Origin of the sequence: Vibrio sp. IB15 (assembly GCF_016406055.1) — a bacterium.
GTDB classification, from domain to species: domain Bacteria; phylum Pseudomonadota; class Gammaproteobacteria; order Enterobacterales; family Vibrionaceae; genus Vibrio; species Vibrio chagasii.
Window position 1 is genome coordinate 1 of sequence record NZ_JAEFCE010000052.1, and the last position, 18,864, is coordinate 18,864.

Below are 18,864 nucleotides of genomic sequence, written 5' to 3' on the forward strand. Positions count from 1 at the left end.
TTTGGACATAAAAAGACCCCCAATAATTGGTGTCCAACTATTGGGGGTCAGTTCACTTTTTCACTGCTGGAGTACCGGTAACGTTCAGTGCACTAGTTTTTGCCTGAATAACGGAAAGCCTCTCGAGTTAACTGGCTCAACTCTTCATCATCCATTTTGTTGTGCACCACGGTGATTCTGCCTAGATAAACCAAAGGTACTTCTGTTTGTCGGCCTTCCAAGTGAAACTTGATGGCTTCTGCAGTGGCAACCCCCAGATCATCACTCATTCGCATTGGCGTTGCATCAAGCTCGTCAGATCGGATTTTCTCTATCTCTTTTGCGGTTCCACCCCAACCTGTCACATATATATCAGACAGCTTGTCTGCTTCGCCTAGCGCATCTACAGCGCCCATCGTCATTGCCGTGTTCGCATTATGAACCATAGTCACTTCTGGAAAGTTACCCAAGACCAACCGGATCCCATCAGCACCACCAATTTTTTGATACTGCCCAAAATGCTCATAAACCGTTAACCAATCGCCCTTATCTTCAACACAATCAATAAACCCTTGAGAGCGTTGTGTATCTGTAATACCTGGAATACCTCGGTTAGCGGAAAACTCCACGTCGTTACCTAGCTCTTTGACCACGTGGTCACACAGCACCTCGGCTCCCATTTCACTGGAAAAATCAAACCAACTATCTGGTTGGTGAGTCCACTGTTCGTTTGGCGTGTGAAATGCCCAAATGAAGGTTTTAAAGTCAGAGGAAGCCGACAGTTTTTGGATATTACCGGCTTGTATATCCAACTCTGATGGTCCAAAAATGACAAAGTCATATGGTTTTTCAGAGCTGAGTACTTGCTCGGTGTATTGAGTTTGAAGTGAGTGTTCGATCTGCCTAGATGTAAATTCATCAATCTCAAATTTGAGCTGTAAGGCAATCAATCTTTCCTTCAACGCGATGAAATTACGTATCCAGAAATCAGAAATATCTGCACTTGGATAAATTAAAGCGATCCTTACGGGCTTTTCAGAAAATTTCGATGCTACAGAAATGGGCTCTCCGCTTACAGTCTCTTGAAATTTTTCAAGTTTTTCAAAATCACCGTCAGGCCTTTCACCATCAGCGCTCACAGGCAGTGAAACCATAAAACAAGTAGTTAGAAGCAGAGGTAAAAGAATTTTATAATTTTGACCCAGCATAAATGTTACCAAGTGTTTGAATATTTATTAACAATATTATAAATATAGAGAGGTAATAATTTAAAGACTTTTATAGAGCTGATGAATAGAATATTTCACTTTGCGAGTTTATTGCTTGCTATCACTTGCAGCTCAACGAGTTTTGCAGAGTATCCAGAGGACGTATTTTTCAAATACGCCGAAAACAAAGTCACACGTGCCGTATCAAATCAAGTCATATGGGGAGGCCCAACGGAAGGTCCTGCCGTACGCCATGAAAAGAACATTATTTTTGTTGCGTCAGATCTGCGCAACGGGGGTGTCTATGGTGTAGGAAAAGGTTTATCGGAAGCGATGTCCAACATTGATTGGCACCTGCGTTTTATCGACGGTCTTGGCTCTGAAGTACGCCAAGGGGCAGCCATTAGAAAAGCGATAGGTTTTCAGCCAGATGCTATCGTGCTTGGTGGAATTGATGCTGTCCGACACCAGAAGATCTTAAAACAAGCTCAAGATTTGGGAATTACTATCATTGGCTGGCACGCCACGGAGCTCGCAGGTGGAAACCCTGATATTGGTCTCTTCACGAATATCACGACCGATCCATTAGATGTCGCTGAAGTTGCTGCGCTGCTTGCGATTGTTGACTCAGATGAACAAGCAAAAATAGTGGTATTCACAGATCCAAACTACGAAATTGCGATGATTAAGGCTAACGCTATGGTCGACACCATCAAGCAGTGTCGTAAATGTGATGTTCTGGAACTTATCTACCTTCCACTCGACCAAATCGACCAAAAAATGCCTGCTACCTTGAAGATGCTAGAAAAAAAACACGGCGACAATATCACTCATATTTTGGCGATAAACGATCTGTACATCGACTATGCCATCCCCTCTTTAGAATCTAACCTAGAAGAAAATAAACTGATCCCAAACAACATTTCAGCGGGAGATGGTAGCAAAGCCGCCTACAAGCGAATCAACAAAGATCAGTTCCAATCAGCGACTGTTCCAGAGCCTTTATACCTGCAAGGTTGGCAAATCGTTGACGAACTCAACAGAGCATTCAATAGCATGCCACCGAGTGGTTATTCTGCACCTGTTCACCTCGTAACTCCAAACAACGTCGCAGAGCTGATTAACAACGAAGCGACTGGCATTTATGACCCTAAAAATGGCTACCGTGAAGCATATCTGAATATTTGGAAGCCGCAATGAAACTGAATCAAATAAACATTACCCAGCGCTTCATCATCTCCAACTTCATTTCGCTACTTATCGTAAGCCTTGCAGTGATCATGGTGATTCGCTCTTTATATTATGTCGAGTCGACACTTAAAAACGAAACCTCAACACATGTATCTGAATTGATTGTGAACTCAGAGATCAGCCGCCGAGTTTTCACGCTTACCTCTCGAGTGAAATTACTTGAACAGACCTTTTTGTTCAGTGAAAACACCTTGTCAGAAGAAGCATTTAACGTTGACTACCAACTTCAAAAGCTCAGAGATTTATCGACCAACGAAGGTTTTTCGCAAAAGATCGACGCGTTCATTGATAACTTCCATCGTTTCTTGGGTAGCTCACTTGCACTCAATCGAATACTCAAGCAAACCAATCAAATAGATGCCACCTTAGCAGCACAATTGAACCAACTGGAGTTTGCGATTGCCGACAGCAAACTGAAGCACCTCAACCAACATGACTTTATTCGTTATAACAACGAGCTCGATCTCATGAACATGTTGAGAGAGTCCTTTCTTACTTCAGGAAAAATGGTCGGTGATATTCATAGCCGCATTACGCCAGAAACAGAAAAAGTGCTTTTGATTAAAGTCGAAAAAGAGCTCGACATATTCTTACTGCACTTAGAAAACGTTGATATTGAGACAGCAGCAGTCATTGAACAGAAGAAACTCATTCAGAAAACAGTTAAACGCTATAACGCGGCGCTGAAACGAATTCGTGCCAACCTTGAGCAACGCTGGCTAGTGATGGCTTCGCTTTTAGATGCGCAAAGCGACTTGCTCGAAATGGTTGAGAACACGGAATCACGCGTTCAAAATCAAGCATTGGTGCTTACCGCTCAACTGGAAGAAGAGATCGGAGAATCACGACTTAACGCCATTATGATCAGTTTCTCTGCCGTTATCTTATCTCTACTACTGCTTAACTATGTGGTAAGGAATCACATTCAAAAACCACTGAATGCACTCAAGCACGGTTTTGACCGCTTAGAATCTGGTAGCTTAAGAGAACCTATCGCACTTGGCAGAAGCGATGAGTGGTCTCATTTGGAGAAAGCCTACAATGACATGGCAGGAAGGTTGTCTGAAGCTTATCTAGAACTGACTGAAGAGAAAAAGAACTTCGACTTTCTCGCCCACCACGACCCATTAACAGGGTTAGCGAACCGGCTGTTAGCCACAAAAAAGCTGGATGAAGAGATCAAACGTTCACGTGAACAGGATACCTGTTTCTTGCTCTTTTATTTAGATATCGACGAGTTTAAAACGATTAATGACTCTCTCGGTCATGGACAAGGTGACAACCTACTTATCAATGTATCTAATATCCTAACCACCCTAGTTGGCCATAACGGCTTTGTTGCACGAATGGGCGGTGACGAGTTTATGGTCGTGTTCTCTAACATCAGCTTAAGTGAAGGTGAACAGCTGGCAGAGCGTTTAAACCAGTCACTTCGTAAGCCTTACTATACCGAAGACAACTCAATATTTGTTGCAGCCAGTATCGGCGTATGTGAATACCCCACTCATGGCGCTAACGGTGAAACTTTAGTTCGAAACGCCGACACCGCCATGTATCATGCTAAGCGTAATGGCAGAGACCAGTACCGCGTTTATGCCGATAAGATGACCCACGAAGTGAATGATCTCATCGAAACTAACATGGGTCTGCATCAAGCGGTTGCGAACGATGAATTAGAAGTATTTTTCCAACCAAAAGTCGATTTAGATTCGCAAGAGATCATTGGGGCTGAAGCACTTGTTCGTTGGCAACACCCGAAGCTCGGTCTACTTCCACCAGTGGCTTTTTTGGAAGTGGCCGAAAAGAGTGACCTGATTATCGACATCGATAAATGGGTATTTAAGAAAGTGGCGAACCTGATTACTGAATGGCAGCGCTCTGGAATCAATTTAGAAAGGGTGACTTTCTCTATCAACTTCTCTGCACGAATGTTTTATATGACCGACCTTGCGGAACAACTTCAAGTCATACTCGATGAAACCGACTGTAAACCGCATCAGTTGCTACTTGAGATAACAGAAAGAGATATGATGCGAGACTTCGAAACCTGTTCGAGAACCATAGAAGTGCTTCATTCCAAAGGTTATAAGATCGCAATAGATGATTTTGGTACCGGATATTCATCTCTTTCGGTACTAAAAAACCTCTCCGCTGACTGCGTTAAGTTAGACCGTAGTTTTATCGAAGACATCAACTCATCCAAGGTCGATTACGAGATCACATGTGCAGTGTTAAAACTTGCGCAGATACTTGATTTTTCAGTCATAGCAGAAGGACTTGAAACACAAAGCCATGTAAAAACGTTACGTCAGATAGGTTGTAAATATGCGCAAGGCTATTTCTTTGCTCGACCATTGCCTATTGATGATTGGATCTCTTACTTTATGGGAAGTTATAGTTTAACAAGCAAACACCTCACCAGTACAAAAAGTTAACTTTGAGAAGTTTTTACTCCCATTTCAGGCCCCAGCATAAGTGAGCACCAGGGGCCACACCATCCTTATGTGAGCAAAAAATGCAAAGGTGATATACTCAGCAATTAGGTTTAAGTTAAGTTTCGGTGAATTTTACCAAATGGAGAGAAGGCAACTTGAAAAACTTCGTTTTGCGTGAGATTGTAAAATATCTCACACCAATAACTGTATGATTATGAAAACATTACAATCCATTGCGCTGCTTTCCACAATTATCGCAGCACCACAAGTGTTAGCTGATGTAAAAATTGAAGTTCCTTCTAGCGCAGATGCTCTAGTTGAAGTCTTAGCGGTTAATGAGGCTAAACCTGATCTTGAGGGTGGTTTTTTCTCTTCAAGCAAAACGATCACCGTGCCAGACGGTGTAAACCAAATCGTTTTCCAATATCAGCTTGCTTTTAGTCAAGGTAACGACCCTGAGTTTGTTGATAGTGACGCAATTATTGCTACTTTTGACGCGACAGACACAACAGTAACGTTCGACATGCCGAAGTTCCGCAACGCTAACGAAGCGAGAAAAGGCTTTCAGAACCTAGATTGGAAACTGGTTGATGAGAACCAACATACAATCAGTGTTAAGCAAGACAAATTAACCAAAGATGGCATGCAGATTGGCCGTAAATACCCTCAAGAAGCGAAAGAATACAACCGTACAGGTGGTATTGCCGCATTAACGACAGGTGCTACAGCCGCTGCAGTTGTTCAGCCAGTAACACTACCAGCAAAAATTTATGGCAACGCGTCTAACACGGCCGAAGAAATGCTGTACTTCTGGTATGAAAAAGCCGACGCTGAAACCAAGCAAAAATTCAAAGAGTTCGTGAACAAGTAAACCCTATTTGTTGATCTTCTAAATAAAAAAGCTGGCATTCAATCGCCAGCTTTTTTGTAACAACTTCAGGGAAACTACGTTTCCATATTCGCCCTATTGGTGCGCGTTTGCACTACGCGTTCTCAGTAGAAAACACTTCTCCGTCGATTTTGATTGGCCATCCCATCAACTCGTATTCAGCGGCAAGCAAATGAGCGCAACGGCTTGATATTCTTGTTTTTACCCACTCACCTATGCCACACACTTTGTATTCCAAAACAGCCATTTTTATAACAACACCATTTACTCAAAATTAAATTTATAAATATCAGGCAGAAGTTATCTACTCCAAGGTCTGATGTATGTTCCCAAAAGAACACTAACCTGTAGTTTACCTATAAAGTTGTAGGTATTTTATTTTCAATCATTTAGCGTAAACCATACGCTACTGGGATTTTATCTTGGCAACTGGCGCAAGGTTACACCGCTAAGCAATGTGCCGACATTCTGTTTTTAATCCCAAGAACTATCGAGTCACACAAATATCGAATGTTAGATATCCGCGAACTCGATAACCATATGGAGCTAATCCAGTTTGCGCTTCGTAATGGCTTCGGTATTGATAATCCATAAATGCTTGTTACCAAAAAACAGTGCTCGTGCTAGTTAGTCAACACACCTCAACTCATAACAAAATCATAAAGCCCTCAAACTTCTGCAGTTTGAGGGCTTTATGGCTTTACAGCGGTAATTTAATTCTTATTCAGATTATAAATTCAATCACCTAAAGCGAATTCAAGATGCTAGATATTCAGGCTTTATTCTCGACATCAGCAACATATCAATGTACTTGCCATTTTTGAAGGTACTCAATCGCTTAGTCCCCTCTAACTGAAAGCCAGCGCGTTCGTACAAAGCAATCGCAGCGTGGTTATCGGCATGAACTTCTAACTCCAGGCGAACTAGGTTTAGCCAATTATCCGCTTGATTGATGGCTTCTTGCATCAAGGCTTTACCAACCCCTTTTCCGTGAACATCCGGATGAATGGCAATAGCAAGCCCTGCGCAGTGTCGGTCCCTTACTTTAGTCGTCATAAACAAGGTAATGTGGCCTACGACTTTCTCGGATGATTCAGCGACCAACGTAAAATGGTCTGAATGACCAAATAGCCGATCCACTTGATCAGAACTGAGGTATGGTTTTTGTGACGTGTTTTCTGAAACTGAAGGGCGGCGATAAATATCGAATAAATCTTCGCTATCCGTTGCTTCTAAATGTCTAATTTGTATATCCAAATCGCTTCCTTAATAAGTTTCAATGTATTGTCTGGATTTCATATTACGAATAGCAGCGAGCACCTACAACCATAAAAAGTGTAAGTACCCGAAATAATGAAGTTAACTTAGAACTGCACAGCTATGGTGGCGATCTGCGTTAAAATTTATAGTCGATGCCGACGCTTGCCAATACCTGTTCAGAGTTATAGAAATCGATATTGGAATCAATGGCTCTTAGACCAAGTAACGTAATAAACGACCAATCTTTGTAACCCAGCAATCCACCAAATTCATACGCTAAAAAGGCACCATACTCGTTCTCTTCACGAGTTTTTCCATAGATTGGGTTAGCTTCATCATACTGACGGTCATTCGCATCTAACGTAACAACAAAACCATGACGGCCAATTCGCTTAGCGTAGTTCAACTCGATACCGTAGCTATCAAAGCTCAGAGCCCCCCCTTCCGCATCAGAATTGAAATACACCATAGAAGGTACTAACAAACCGGCCTGATTAGGCAGAATGAAGCGATAGCCTGCCTTAGCATATAAATAAGCTCTTTCTCTATCGAGGAGTGCGGCTTCTTGTGTAGACAGACTTTGGGTACCTGACAGTTCATCATCAACATCAGACTCACCAATAGCAAAATCTGTTTGGAAAGCAGTGCCGCCGATGTTAGTCAGTTGTAGGCGGCCCACGTTACCCTTTACATCAGTTTCGTTTCGATTCACACCAACAGCGTAAGGATCAGACCAAGCCTTGCCGGAGATAAGTGTCGGTAACACGGAAACATCTAATATGGTTCCGCCAGAGAGTTGGTGTCGATAACCGATTTCAAAAGCAATAGTACCGGTCGCAATATCTTCTCGGGTGGTACCGGCATAAACTTGGTGAGTAAGGGATTCACCAAAGGTATATTTAACAGTTCCAAGAAAACCAAGTAAGCCTTGATTCTCACTATCGCCTTCCATGGTATTGGTTGCTTGGTTTGAGTCTTGTTCAGTACTCAAATTACTGCTGTCAGAATAGAACCCAGCCAAGACACTAAAGTTACCACTAAAGCCCTCACTAGGAGCTAGTCCACTGTACGCTGGCATAGAAACAGCCGCGGAAAGTACTACAGGTAAAACAGACCTCATATTCACATCCACTAGTTGAATAATCACCCATTAAATATATGTACAAATTTAGAATTACAACAAGTATTTAACCTTTCTACATCCCCACTTTGTTGAGTTTTCGGGATAGGGCAATGTCTCAAGCGTGACGTAGATATGATCTATCGTGCTCGGCCTTTCGTAACAAGCCTCGGAAACAAAGGAAAAACTGAAAGGAACCCAATATGCTTAAAAACTTATATAAAAGCCTGTCGCTGTTCGCCGCATCACTTCTTTTATCAACGGCTGTCAATGCTGACCATCATGGTATGAAAAAAGACATCGTTGATATAGCGGTTGATAATGGCTCTTTCACAACGTTAGTAGCGGCAGTAAAAGCAGCAGGATTAGTGGATACACTGAAAGGAGAAGGCCCGTTCACTGTTTTTGCACCAACAGATGAAGCGTTTGCCGCTCTACCGGAAGGTACGGTAGATATGTTATTGAAGCCGGAAAATAAAGACAAACTGGTCGCAGTACTCACCTATCATGTAGTGCCAGGAAAAGTAATGGCTGAAGATGTGGTAAAACTAGACAGCGCAGTCACCATACAGGGTGAGCCAGTCACAATTAGTACTGACCATGGTGTTGTAATGATCAACAAAGCTCACGTCGTAACAGCAGACGTTAAAGCGAGCAACGGTGTGATACATGTCATTGACGCTGTACTGTTAACTAAGTAACAGACACCAATGGCCGTTAAAAGAGATTTAGGAGGTGTGACAATGTCACACGTCTTTTCTATTCGAACATTAGATTTTGGCTTATCACTTTAGATATTAAGTGGATATTGGGTTATACAAACAGTCGGCCAAATATCAGAAACGCGGCCATCGACACCACTTTGGTAAACACCACCACCCAAATACAGTCACCAATACTCGAATGAGTTGCCTTCCCAAGTAGAAATACGAACAGTATAAGCCCTAGAACCCACCCCACTGTCGGAATCATAGAGACTAGAGATACGATAATCGCTATCGTTAGAAGAGACTTAAAATCCGCCACCACAAACGACATTTTAGATGCAATGTACATACAACATGCCGTGACTAGCGCATCCATAACAAATGCTAAAGCTTCGATTCCCACGTACTACCCTCACTCTTTTCAATCGAACCGAATAGTACATTGAAATTAAAGAGGAAATCTTAGCGCAATTGCAAAAACACCATCAAGATCTGTCCCACAATTGAGACTTAGAAGAGATTTTCGATAATCATTTTCGAGATTTATTCTTTGGCATTCTCATATTTATTGCCGAATAAACAAAGGAATGAATTAATGACAAAAGAAAAAAATGAAATAACCACGACGAAGAGCGGAAACAACCCAGAGACCCCAGATTGCAAGGCTAACACTCCGATTGCAAAAGAAAACATCGACACTAATGTGTATACTTTTAATCTACTCACATGACTCATGAACAACACTCCTTGTATTCATTCAATCTTTAAAATTAGACAAATTGGCTAGCACACAATTTGAACTCATCGACAATATCAGTAGATCAGCAAAATTTACCCTTAAAAAGGTTTAATAATCCTTTTAGGCCGGTTCCTCTTCACAATCTTCGCTCTTAACATAAACCTACTTGTCGATAACCTTTTCCATCACGAAATTCGTAAGCGTTACTCCACGCATATCGACTTGCTGATCATTCACTACTTTAAAACCCATACGCTCATAAAATGGCCTCGCGGTGATACTTACCTCTGAGAAGTATCTTGATACCCCACGAAGTTGCCCTATCGTTAACACATGCTCCATCAACGCTCGGCCCACACCTCGCCCCTGATATTGATGATGGCAAAAAAAATGGTCGACTAAACCACTCGGCTGTAAGTCAGTATAGCCAACAATATGACCATCTAACTCAGCGACAAAAGGTTTTAACCCGACCATACGCTTTTGCCACAACGCAAAGTCAAAACCACTTGGTGCCCAAGCCTCGACTTGCTCTTGAGAATAATCTCGTATGTTCACGTTGCGAACCGTGTAAAAAAAGATCTCCCATAGCGCTTTGGCGTCACTTTCTTGATAATTTCGAATTCTAACCACACTATCTTCCTTTGGTTGCTTTCAGATTCTAACTATTGGATTTGTTACTCTACAAACAGGCATCAGTTGATAAATAGTTGCAATGGGACACTCACTAGCCACATTAAAGAATACGTGTCACTGATGGGTATTTTTCTGAAGCAAACTCATGATAAATATCCGCTAAATAACGCGCAAACTCTTCCTCTGCTAAATCAGAAGGGATAATCACATCATAAACTCGAGATCGTATTGAAGTTTCCGATTCTCGATAAAGTAGCCACTCTTCGTTTTGCCTCTGTACCGACATTCTCTGGTGAAAAACCTGAAATTTTCGCCACATACGCTCTTTTACCTCTATCCCAAAATCAACGATAAAACACCGCAAGCCATATCGTAACAGAGTCTTTGTCAGTCCCCTGAACCTTGTGCTTTTCACCGGCGGGAATATTGAGGTAGTCCCCTTTAGACAAAGTAACAATACGACCATCAGCAAATTCGATAACGCCTTGTCCCTCGAGCACCAGAACCCATTCATGCTCCTCTTGATCGTACCAACCCTCCTCAGGAGAACTGTGTCCATGTGAAAGTATCCTCTCTATCCGAATGTTGTCATTCGCTATCAAGTCATTAAATATTTCATTAGGTATCGACTAAGGGATATCCGTGTAGATATTTGACATAGCATTTCCTTGTTTTTTTAGCCGCTCAAAGGTTGTGAGGTGTTAATGACACAACACACTAAGCAGCTACGTTCTTCCTGAAATAAAAACGGTAATAGCCAAGCAAGTTACTGCCAATAAATAAGGCTTCCATAACAACCGCTGTTGGAGAGCCAACTAAGTAATTATGAACAAGCCAAAAACTGGTGCCGATGATCATTAGCTCTCGAAGTCGACGGTCATCCTTGTTAAAAGCAGCAAATGTTTGGAACATTGATGCAAAGCAACTCAATACGCTAGTTAACCCTGAGAAGGTAAAGACAGTAGCAACCACAGACAGAGAGCAAAACAGATATTTGAATTTAGGTGATGTGGAAAACACACTCGTTAAATAACGGATAGTGGCAATAATCATCAAGCATGCCGCAGTCCACTGCTCCAAAAGAATAAAGTGACTTGAAATCAGTACACCGGCAAAAAACAGGCAAGTCACAATCTTCTTACGCTCTTTAAACTGAAACGACAGGAGATCAAAGCAAATCGCAATGGCGACTAAAACTTGAGATAGATAAAAAGCAGACACAGTGATTCCTTCAACAATAACTTAGGTTTAACGACCTCGCTACGATTCATCAGGCAGCTCAATAGCCAGTAGCGCTCGTATGAACCCTCCATTTGTAACCTAAAAAAATGGGCTACACGATTATTTTTTGAATTACTGACTCGTTTTAGCGGCCTATGTGATATTCGTTCCTAAGTGATATCTAAACCTTCAAGCGCCCACTGATCACGGTTTTCGCAGAGCCAATCAACTTTATGCGTCCATTAGCCAGAAGTTCTGTCGAAATATAGCCTCCACGACGAGAGGCTTGGTATGCATTAAAACAATACTTATTCAGTTTCTCAGACCAGTATTGCGTGAGAGCACAGTGCGCCGAGCCAGTTACTGGGTCTTCATTCGTGCCAACCCAAGGCGCGAAATAGCGAGAGATAAAATCAAGCTCAATATTGGATGAAAGCGCGGTCACCACAACACCTCTACCCTTCATCTTCTTGAGGGCATCAAAGTTGGGGGTTAGGTCTAAAACAACCTGCTCATTGGTCACCTCGATAAACGTTTTAGAGTCGAACTCCATGTATGACAACACTTGACTGTTCTCAATACCTAGATGTTCCAACAGCCTAGTATCAACCTCTACACTTGATAATTGAGTACCCGGGAAGTCTAACTCGATGGACGAGTCACAAACTGTGGCAGTTAAATCACCAGATAAGGTCTGAAATACGATCCTGTCGCTGGCTTTTAATAGTCCTTTTTCTTTCATCACATGAACCGTCGCCAAAGTGCCGTGCCCGCACAGCTGAACTTCTACTTCCGGCGTAAACCACTTAAGAGTCATAGATTCTAACGCAAGGAAAGCCGTTTCTGGAACCGCCATCTCATCCGCAATAGAAAGCATTAATGCTTCATCCAACACGTGTTGAGAAATACAGACACCTGCAGGATTGCCTTTAAAAGCTTGGCTAGTGAATGAATCGACTTGATATATTTCTAAATCCACAATGTCTCCGACGATTGAAATGAATGACAACGTTCGACCACAATAAGCACAAACTCCTTGTGCCACAAGTCATTAGTCAAAATTTCTCAAGGGGTGACCGATAGAATAAGCCAATGATAAATAATGAGTTATCGAACAACAGCATGATTTAGAAGAATGGACCCATTAAGCTTGCTCAGGAGCGTCTCCTCCTTTTTCAGCGCTTTGTTTTATCGCTTCTCACCGCCGCTCCATATCGAAAACCTAGCGATTGGGATAGCGCTAACTAACACCATGCTGATGGTTTTACTTCAAGTAAAACCTAGGCAACTGCGTGCGCAGCATAATGTTTAAGTAAAATTATAGGCGTAAATTTGAAGCAGGTCTCAAATTTTGCGCTAGGATCTAGTTAAACAAAGAAGAGAAAGGAATCCGTCGGTGAAGGCATTTTATGTTTCAGTTCTCGTGTCCGCATCCTTTTCGCCTGGGTTAGTATTTGGTCAACAACATGAAATTTATCTCTACAATTGGGATGAGTTTTTATCCGAGAGCGTCATTGAAAAATTGAATGACACCTATGGCATTGCATTAAAACAGCAATACTTTTCAGACGAATCAATTCGTGATGAAGTCCTATTGAGCGAACGCCGCGGTGCCTTTGAACTGGTTGTGATCGAGAGTATGAAGCTCAAAGCGTTGGCTGAGCAAAACCTATTTCACAACCTCAGTGGCATGCAGCAATCTCTCGCAAACAACTTTGACTCTCGATGGGTTGATGGATGCGGCGACTATGGCATCCCTTATGCTTGGGGAACATCGGGCATATTGTACCGTAGCGATAAAGTCGACACTCCTAATTCATGGAAAGCCATATTGGATCCTGAAACCGAAAACAGTGGCCGAATTAGTATGTATTACGAGCCAACAGATCTCGTGAGTGCTGCACTTCTACTCAACCAATTCGAACCATTCACAAACAATGAGCAGGAGCTGAGAGTTGCCTACAAAACCTTGCAAACTCAAAAGCCCCACCTTGAGAGTAATGAATACGTCGTCGACTATATCCACCGCCCAGAAAGACTGGCCAATATAGACTTGGCTTACGGGTATTCTGGAGACAGTTACATATTGAATGAGGTCGATCCCGAAGCATCATGGGCCTATATCGTTCCTCAAGAAGGCACAACCCTTTGGTTGGAGTGCATCGCAGCGATTAACAACGGAGAACTATCAGAACAAGCATCAACGATACTCTCCTTTTTGTCACAACCCGAAATTGCAGCTCAAAACGCAATGGACTCCTGGTTCGCCACACCAAACTCAAAAGCTAAGGCTTTGACCTCTCAAGAGTATCAAAACGACCCAGAGCTTTTCCCTAGCCAAGAAGTACTAGAACGCAGCTATCTGTATCAGCCCCTTGAACCCAATAGCCTTCAAATTCGTAATCGTATTGTTGATAGTTTGAGATAAGAAATGCCTGTATTGAAGAAACTGTATTTTGTACTTATCCCAGCACTGCTACTCGTATTCGCAGTCTCGGGATTCATTACCTACAACTTCGCCTCAAACCACACCAAGCACATGTACTTAGACGAAGTGCAGTCCGATGTTAATACCGCGCTGGTTGCGGCTGAATATGAGCAATTGGGGCTATCTTTGCTCGTCAAAGATATCAGTTCATCGTTACAATTCTTGCGTTACATTCAAAATCCTACTGACTATACAACCCTATCTCTTTTAGAAAAAAGAGTATTGCGAGTTCTCAATCAAAGCCATGTTAATCAGTTCGGTCAACGCAACATTTACATCATTGATCCAAAATTTAAACTCACACTATCGACATTACGAGTTGACCCTTTTGAAGACTTAAAGATACCGGACAGTATCTACGAGCGGGTCTTCGACATTTACACCTCATTAATCAACCAAACTGAACTATCCCAAGAGGGCTTTTCATACATATCGGTTAATGGTGGATTAAGATATGCCTATGTTGCCGCCATCGACCCTTACCTAGTTCCTCAAGATAAACGAGCCAACACAAGCTCAAACCGATACATCTTAATTGCAGACGGTCCGCTAAAGCAGCTCTCAAACTTGCTCATTAGCTATAATGACGACGACAACATGCAACTTTTGATTGAACCATCAAATGAAGTAGAAAACATTGAAAACACTCAGTTTATTATCAAGTCATTTGAACAGAATAAAGACAGTATTAACGTTCAAATGAACAGTCGTCACTTCCTTGCTCAAGTCAACATTCGAGAACAGAAATTTAACATTGAAAAAGCCATGATCGCTCAGCACACCTTCTTAGGATTCCTAGCGACTTTATCTTTTATCATGCTCATTGTTCATTTGGTAGTGCGTTACCAATTGGTGCGTCCGCTCAAAGACCTTCTCCACGAAATATCGATTGGAGGGCTCAAACTCAGGTACTTTAAACGTTCATCAGGACAAAGTGAGATTGACGGGCTAAAGAATGCGTATATCGACTCACTAACAGAACTGAAATTTGAAGCTGAATTTGACCAACTTACTAAGTTGGCTAACCGCCGCTCATTCATTCGACATCTTGATGTGCGCCTAAAAAGCTCGATGAGTACACGCTGCTACTTAGTTTGCTGGGACATCATGGACTTTAGGAAGATTAACGACCTATACGGCGCAAAAGTCGGTGATAACGTGCTAATTAGCTTGGCGAAAGCACTTAGAGAAACGTTACAAAATCAACAATCTTCCTTTGGCTTTAGTTGCAGTGATTATTCATTGGCAAGGCTGGGAGGCAATCAATTCATCGCCATACTAGAAATGGCTGAACACCAATCGATAAACGAAGAGATCGAGAACATCAATAACGCCTTAACCGGCACAACCTTCCTTGATTACTATGGCTTTCGTTTAACTATCGCTACGGGCGTGCTCCCGGTTGACACCCCTAAATTTGAAGAGATCTGGCACCGTTGTATCGATGCAATGTTGATAAATGCCAAGGCTCACAGTGACGGAGATAGTCGCATCGTTTATGGCGAAGAGCTCATCCATTCCTTAAAAAGACACGATATTATCGAGAAAAGGCTTTTAGAGTGCTGTGAGAGCGATAACTTTGAGCTACGCTTTATGCCCATATTTAATGCAAAGACATTAGAAATCGATGGTGCTGAATGTCTTATTCGTTGTCCTGCTCTCGCTGATATCAAAGCTGGACCAGACGAATTTGTAACAGTCGCAGAAAAAAGCAACTTGATATCGAAAATCGATATGTGGGTAATAGGAATGGCGATTAAAAGCTACAAAGAGCTTTCCGATATCCATAAATACAAAGGTACCTTATCTATCAATATCTCGGCGATGGAGCTCTATAACCGTAATTTCGCAGACAACATTCGCAAGGTAATAGAACGTTTTAAAGTGCCACCAGGCAATATCATCATTGAGATCACTGAGACCAGTTATGTGAAAAGCACCAAACTGACGGTGCAGACAATTGAGAGCATCCGAGGCCTGGGGCTAAAAGTGTCACTCGATGATTTTGGCACAGGTTACACGGCGTTTAATCAGTTGCTTCATTACCCTGTCGACGAACTTAAAATTGATAAGAGTTTTATCGATCATATCGTCTATGACAAAGCGGACCGTAAAATGGTGGAATCAATGGTTAATTTGGGACATTCCTGTAACACCTTGGTGGTCGGAGAAGGCGTTGAATGTATAGAGCAGTACCAGTACCTGCGCAAAGCCAACTGTGACCTGATACAAGGCTATCTGTTTAGCCAGCCACTCACTTACACTGAGTTTATCGAGTTCATCCGCGACCACAAGCCGAATACCATCCTAGAGCAATGTTCGATGCTTGACGAGATCAATGAAGATCGTATCGTGGCACTGTGCCAGAAAAGCAACCAATAAAAAGCGAAAGAGAGAAAGCGCTTTTGCATTAACAGCAGTGCTGTCGCCTACCAACGCTAACAAACAATCTAGCTTTATCTCGAGCCTTCTTCCTAAATCTAGGGGGATGCTGTATTCAATAGCTTCTGGGGGCTTGGGAAGACGTTTTTGACCACGAGGGCATATAAAGAATCAAAGCTCTCTGATATGTACTTCGTACCGTCAGGAAAGCAGATAGTGACTCTACGGGATTAATAAAAGGCGAATAAAAGCTAAGCTATGACCCTCACTGTGACGTTACATATTGGTTAATAGTTCCATCATATCTTTGGAGCTGATATTCTTCTTGTGCCTCACAACAGCATCAATCATCAATTCTAAGTTACCAGCTGCAATATAGTCACTCAGAACGTCTTTAAACTGTTCTTGTATCTCATTGCTCGCGTAGAGGTGCTCGGGTATAAAGAATAAAAACTGGCTGCCACTGCTACGAAATGAAACCGTACTCTCTGGAATCTTGGCCGACAAAGATTTAGCAGCTGAGCTCACTACCAAATCACCATATTCAAGGCCATATTTCTGGTTAATTTCACTCAAGTTTCTTATGCGAACAAAATAGAGATCAAAATTACTCTCTTTGGGATAATTATGTTTAATAAATTTCATTAAGGAAACACGATTTTGGAATCCTGTGATGAAGTCTGTAGTGTAAAGCCTTCTTTTAGCTGAAAAATCAGCGTAAAAAATTATGCCAGTCGCGATCAGAACTAATGCGAGAAGCACACTACTAAACATGTGCATTTTTACCAGCCTTTCGACTAATGAGGTATTCTCTTCAATCACAGGACTTTGCAGTCGAAATTTTTCATTAATAAAGTCCACCAGCGTGTCGTAACAAATAGCGATTTTTTTCTGCAGTGATTCCCTCGACAACTCCCCCTCCTGAACGAGTTTTATTGAAGACTCTAACGATTTAAACTTTTCAAATTCTGAAGAGAAATAAGGCTTGAAGTTCGCAGCTTTAATGAAGTTAGAAGACTCATTGCTGTTTAGTAAAATATCAAAACGACTCCAGGTAATATCATAGGCTAACCGCAATTCATCATAATTGAGGTTACCTGAACGGCTCACCATCATGAAATTCGCATATTCCTTTACCAATTGAAAAACAAACCACGTTGCTTCGTTTTGTCGGCTCGAAAAACTCTTATTGATATCGTTAATACGCGTAACACTGTAGATATTCACACTAAGCACCACCACAGCCAATGCCAAAACGGCGATCTTGATGGTAGACAAGGGAAACAGTTTTTTCATGATAGCCCTCTACAAATGAATATCTCGTATCTGCCAGATCATTTTTGCGTGGAAATCGGTATTGTTGATTTCAGGCTTAGACGACAAGGGATAGATCAGCCAGTACGGCCCCTTCTCTCTCACCGGCATAAACTGACCATTTCGCTTAATCGCAATAATCGGCTGATGGTCATAAAAATCTTCTTTTGGTATCGCCACTTTATAATCGTTTAGAGCCACAATAGTAACCAGAGGTGGCATCGATAACTCCAAACCTTCTAAAACGACCTGCAGAGTAACGCCACCATATACATATTCACCTTCACTCCATGGAAGCGCTGTTGTGATTTCAGTTTGAGGTAACTGCAGTAGTTGCTCTCGACTCAATTCATGCTTTTTACCCGTATGCTCGAAAACGGATAAATTCGAAGATGCAAGCACAGACAGCGAATACGATAAAAGGAAGACAAGAAGAGTAGATCTCATTTTAAACTCCATTTAAAAAGGTCACTAAATTGAGTCTAGTTCAAATTGTTCGTATGACTCGCCTAACCATGGCTTAATTTTCCTAAAACATTCACTCATACCCGATCAAACCTTATTCCGACAATCTACAGAGTCTTTGAAATAAAACGAGCTCTTTTACGCCCTCAGTAATCCAATTCCCCGTGTGAATACGTAGTGACTGATAAAATTGACAAGAAAGATGGGTCATTTAGTAGCGATATTCCGTGACACTGCATAACCTTTAATCGAACGTAAGTGATTTTAATAGCCCGATTTAATGCTGTGAGCCGTTAAATATCACCAGCCAATATTGTCTAACTCTCTTAAGTTAATTACTCAATTCATAATCAAGGGAATCGATAATGAGTTTAAATAAGCAAAAGTTTAACCCCATGGCGGCACTGTCTCCCCTCTTACTGACGCTGGTCATGTTTCCTGTTTCAGCTGAAATCAACCAAGAACAATTCGAATTAGGTAAACAAAAAGCCAAGGTGTGTATGACTTGCCATGGTGATGACGGCATTTCAACACAAGACCCTTACCCAAACCTTCGTGGTCAAAAGATGGGCTACCTCATATCATCGTTAAAAGATTATCAAACAAGAGAAAGAACCAGTGGACTGGCGGTTCTTATGCAGCAACAAGCCGATACGCTCTCGGACCAAGACATCCGCGATATTTCTTATTTCTATTCGAACCTCGGTAGCGAATCAAAGTCGGTGAGCGACTCTAGCACAGTCAGCCAGTAAAAACCCTAGGCAAGGAGC

General features: G+C 42.0%; 19 protein-coding genes and 2 pseudogenes. 8 read left to right on the forward strand and 13 right to left on the reverse strand.

Features of this window, described 5'->3' with window-relative positions:
* Positions 1–92: 92 nt before the first annotated feature.
* A complete protein-coding gene (locus JC606_RS17510) occupies positions 93–1,187 on the reverse strand; it encodes a substrate-binding domain-containing protein (protein ID WP_137407677.1) in 1,095 nt (364 codons plus the stop codon).
* An 81-nt stretch (positions 1,188–1,268) separates the two neighbouring features.
* Here JC606_RS17510 and JC606_RS17515 point away from each other — a divergent pair, with 81 nt between their 5' ends.
* The 3 genes from JC606_RS17515 (at position 1,269) to JC606_RS17525 (ending at position 5,744) form a co-directional block, all read left to right on the forward strand.
* Positions 1,269–2,387, forward strand: coding sequence for a substrate-binding domain-containing protein (locus JC606_RS17515; protein WP_137407676.1), 1,119 nt, complete (start codon positions 1,269–1,271; stop codon positions 2,385–2,387).
* Positions 2,384–4,873, forward strand: a complete 2,490-nt coding sequence (locus JC606_RS17520; protein WP_105023378.1) for an EAL domain-containing protein — start codon at positions 2,384–2,386, stop codon at positions 4,871–4,873. Before JC606_RS17515 ends, JC606_RS17520 begins: the two co-directional genes overlap by 4 nt.
* A gap of 214 nt (positions 4,874–5,087) precedes the next feature.
* Complete coding sequence (locus JC606_RS17525; RefSeq protein WP_198779062.1) at positions 5,088–5,744, forward strand: DUF2057 family protein; 657 nt, start codon at positions 5,088–5,090, stop codon at positions 5,742–5,744.
* A 112-nt stretch (positions 5,745–5,856) separates the two neighbouring features.
* Here the strand turns inward: JC606_RS17525 and JC606_RS17530 are convergent, their stop codons facing one another.
* Positions 5,857–6,009, reverse strand: coding sequence for a hypothetical protein (locus tag JC606_RS17530; protein ID WP_198779063.1), 153 nt, complete (start codon positions 6,007–6,009; stop codon positions 5,857–5,859).
* A gap of 179 nt (positions 6,010–6,188) precedes the next feature.
* Between JC606_RS17530 and JC606_RS17535 the strand changes: the two are divergent.
* Positions 6,189–6,356 (forward strand): annotated as a pseudogene (locus tag JC606_RS17535) (LuxR C-terminal-related transcriptional regulator); the annotation flags it as partial.
* A 162-nt stretch (positions 6,357–6,518) separates the two neighbouring features.
* Here JC606_RS17535 and JC606_RS17540 read toward each other — a convergent pair.
* Both JC606_RS17540 and JC606_RS17545 read right to left on the reverse strand, forming a co-directional pair.
* Positions 6,519–7,019 (reverse strand): GNAT family N-acetyltransferase, encoded by a 501-nt coding sequence (locus tag JC606_RS17540; protein ID WP_137407674.1) that lies wholly within the window; start codon positions 7,017–7,019, stop codon positions 6,519–6,521.
* Positions 7,020–7,158: 139 nt separating this feature from the next.
* Complete coding sequence (locus tag JC606_RS17545) at positions 7,159–8,142, reverse strand: DUF2860 family protein (protein ID WP_137407673.1); 984 nt, start codon at positions 8,140–8,142, stop codon at positions 7,159–7,161.
* A gap of 203 nt (positions 8,143–8,345) precedes the next feature.
* Between JC606_RS17545 and JC606_RS17550 the strand changes: the two genes are divergently transcribed.
* Entirely contained in the window at positions 8,346–8,843 is a 498-nt protein-coding gene (locus JC606_RS17550; protein ID WP_137407672.1) for a fasciclin domain-containing protein, read from the forward strand.
* 112 nt (positions 8,844–8,955) lie between these two features.
* Here the strand turns inward: JC606_RS17550 and JC606_RS17555 are convergent, their stop codons facing one another.
* The 7 genes and pseudogenes from JC606_RS17555 to JC606_RS17580 form a co-directional block, all read right to left on the reverse strand.
* Positions 8,956–9,252 carry a hypothetical protein gene (locus tag JC606_RS17555; protein WP_086713803.1) on the reverse strand — a complete coding sequence of 99 codons (297 nt, stop codon included), beginning with the start codon at positions 9,250–9,252 and terminating at the stop codon, positions 8,956–8,958.
* Positions 9,253–9,404: 152 nt separating this feature from the next.
* A pseudogene (locus tag JC606_RS23695) lies at positions 9,405–9,584 on the reverse strand (hypothetical protein); the annotation flags it as partial.
* Positions 9,585–9,750: 166 nt separating this feature from the next.
* A complete protein-coding gene (locus JC606_RS17560) occupies positions 9,751–10,221 on the reverse strand; it encodes a GNAT family N-acetyltransferase (protein WP_198779064.1) in 471 nt (156 codons plus the stop codon).
* Positions 10,222–10,324: 103 nt separating this feature from the next.
* Positions 10,325–10,543 (reverse strand): DUF7661 family protein, encoded by a 219-nt coding sequence (locus JC606_RS17565; RefSeq protein WP_137407668.1) that lies wholly within the window; start codon positions 10,541–10,543, stop codon positions 10,325–10,327.
* 25 nt (positions 10,544–10,568) lie between these two features.
* Positions 10,569–10,850, reverse strand: coding sequence for a cupin domain-containing protein (locus JC606_RS17570; RefSeq protein ID WP_332873240.1), 282 nt, complete (start codon positions 10,848–10,850; stop codon positions 10,569–10,571).
* A 91-nt stretch (positions 10,851–10,941) separates the two neighbouring features.
* Positions 10,942–11,445: a YgjV family protein gene (locus JC606_RS17575; protein ID WP_137407667.1), complete on the reverse strand. Its 504-nt coding sequence runs from the start codon at positions 11,443–11,445 to the stop codon at positions 10,942–10,944.
* 181 nt (positions 11,446–11,626) lie between these two features.
* Positions 11,627–12,424: a PhzF family phenazine biosynthesis protein gene (locus JC606_RS17580; protein ID WP_198779065.1), complete on the reverse strand. Its 798-nt coding sequence runs from the start codon at positions 12,422–12,424 to the stop codon at positions 11,627–11,629.
* A gap of 417 nt (positions 12,425–12,841) precedes the next feature.
* Between JC606_RS17580 and JC606_RS17585 the strand changes: the two genes are divergently transcribed.
* On the forward strand, positions 12,842–13,873 hold the full coding sequence (locus JC606_RS17585) for an ABC transporter substrate-binding protein (protein ID WP_102422928.1): 1,032 nt from the start codon (positions 12,842–12,844) through the stop codon (positions 13,871–13,873).
* A gap of 3 nt (positions 13,874–13,876) precedes the next feature.
* Positions 13,877–16,315 carry a putative bifunctional diguanylate cyclase/phosphodiesterase gene (locus JC606_RS17590; protein ID WP_198779066.1) on the forward strand — a complete coding sequence of 813 codons (2,439 nt, stop codon included), beginning with the start codon at positions 13,877–13,879 and terminating at the stop codon, positions 16,313–16,315.
* Between the two features lie 276 nt (positions 16,316–16,591).
* On the opposite strand, the gene JC606_RS17595 is transcribed toward JC606_RS17590, so the two are convergent.
* The gene (locus tag JC606_RS17595) at positions 16,592–17,611 is read right to left on the reverse strand and encodes a diguanylate cyclase domain-containing protein (RefSeq protein ID WP_102422926.1); all 1,020 of its coding nucleotides are present in this window, start codon (positions 17,609–17,611) and stop codon (positions 16,592–16,594) included.
* A gap of 9 nt (positions 17,612–17,620) precedes the next feature.
* Positions 17,621–18,088 carry a hypothetical protein gene (locus tag JC606_RS17600; protein WP_390903405.1) on the reverse strand — a complete coding sequence of 156 codons (468 nt, stop codon included), beginning with the start codon at positions 18,086–18,088 and terminating at the stop codon, positions 17,621–17,623.
* 371 nt (positions 18,089–18,459) lie between these two features.
* Here JC606_RS17600 and JC606_RS17605 point away from each other — a divergent pair, with 371 nt between their 5' ends.
* Positions 18,460–18,846, forward strand: coding sequence for a c-type cytochrome (locus tag JC606_RS17605; protein ID WP_137407662.1), 387 nt, complete (start codon positions 18,460–18,462; stop codon positions 18,844–18,846).
* Positions 18,847–18,864 lie beyond the last annotated feature (18 nt).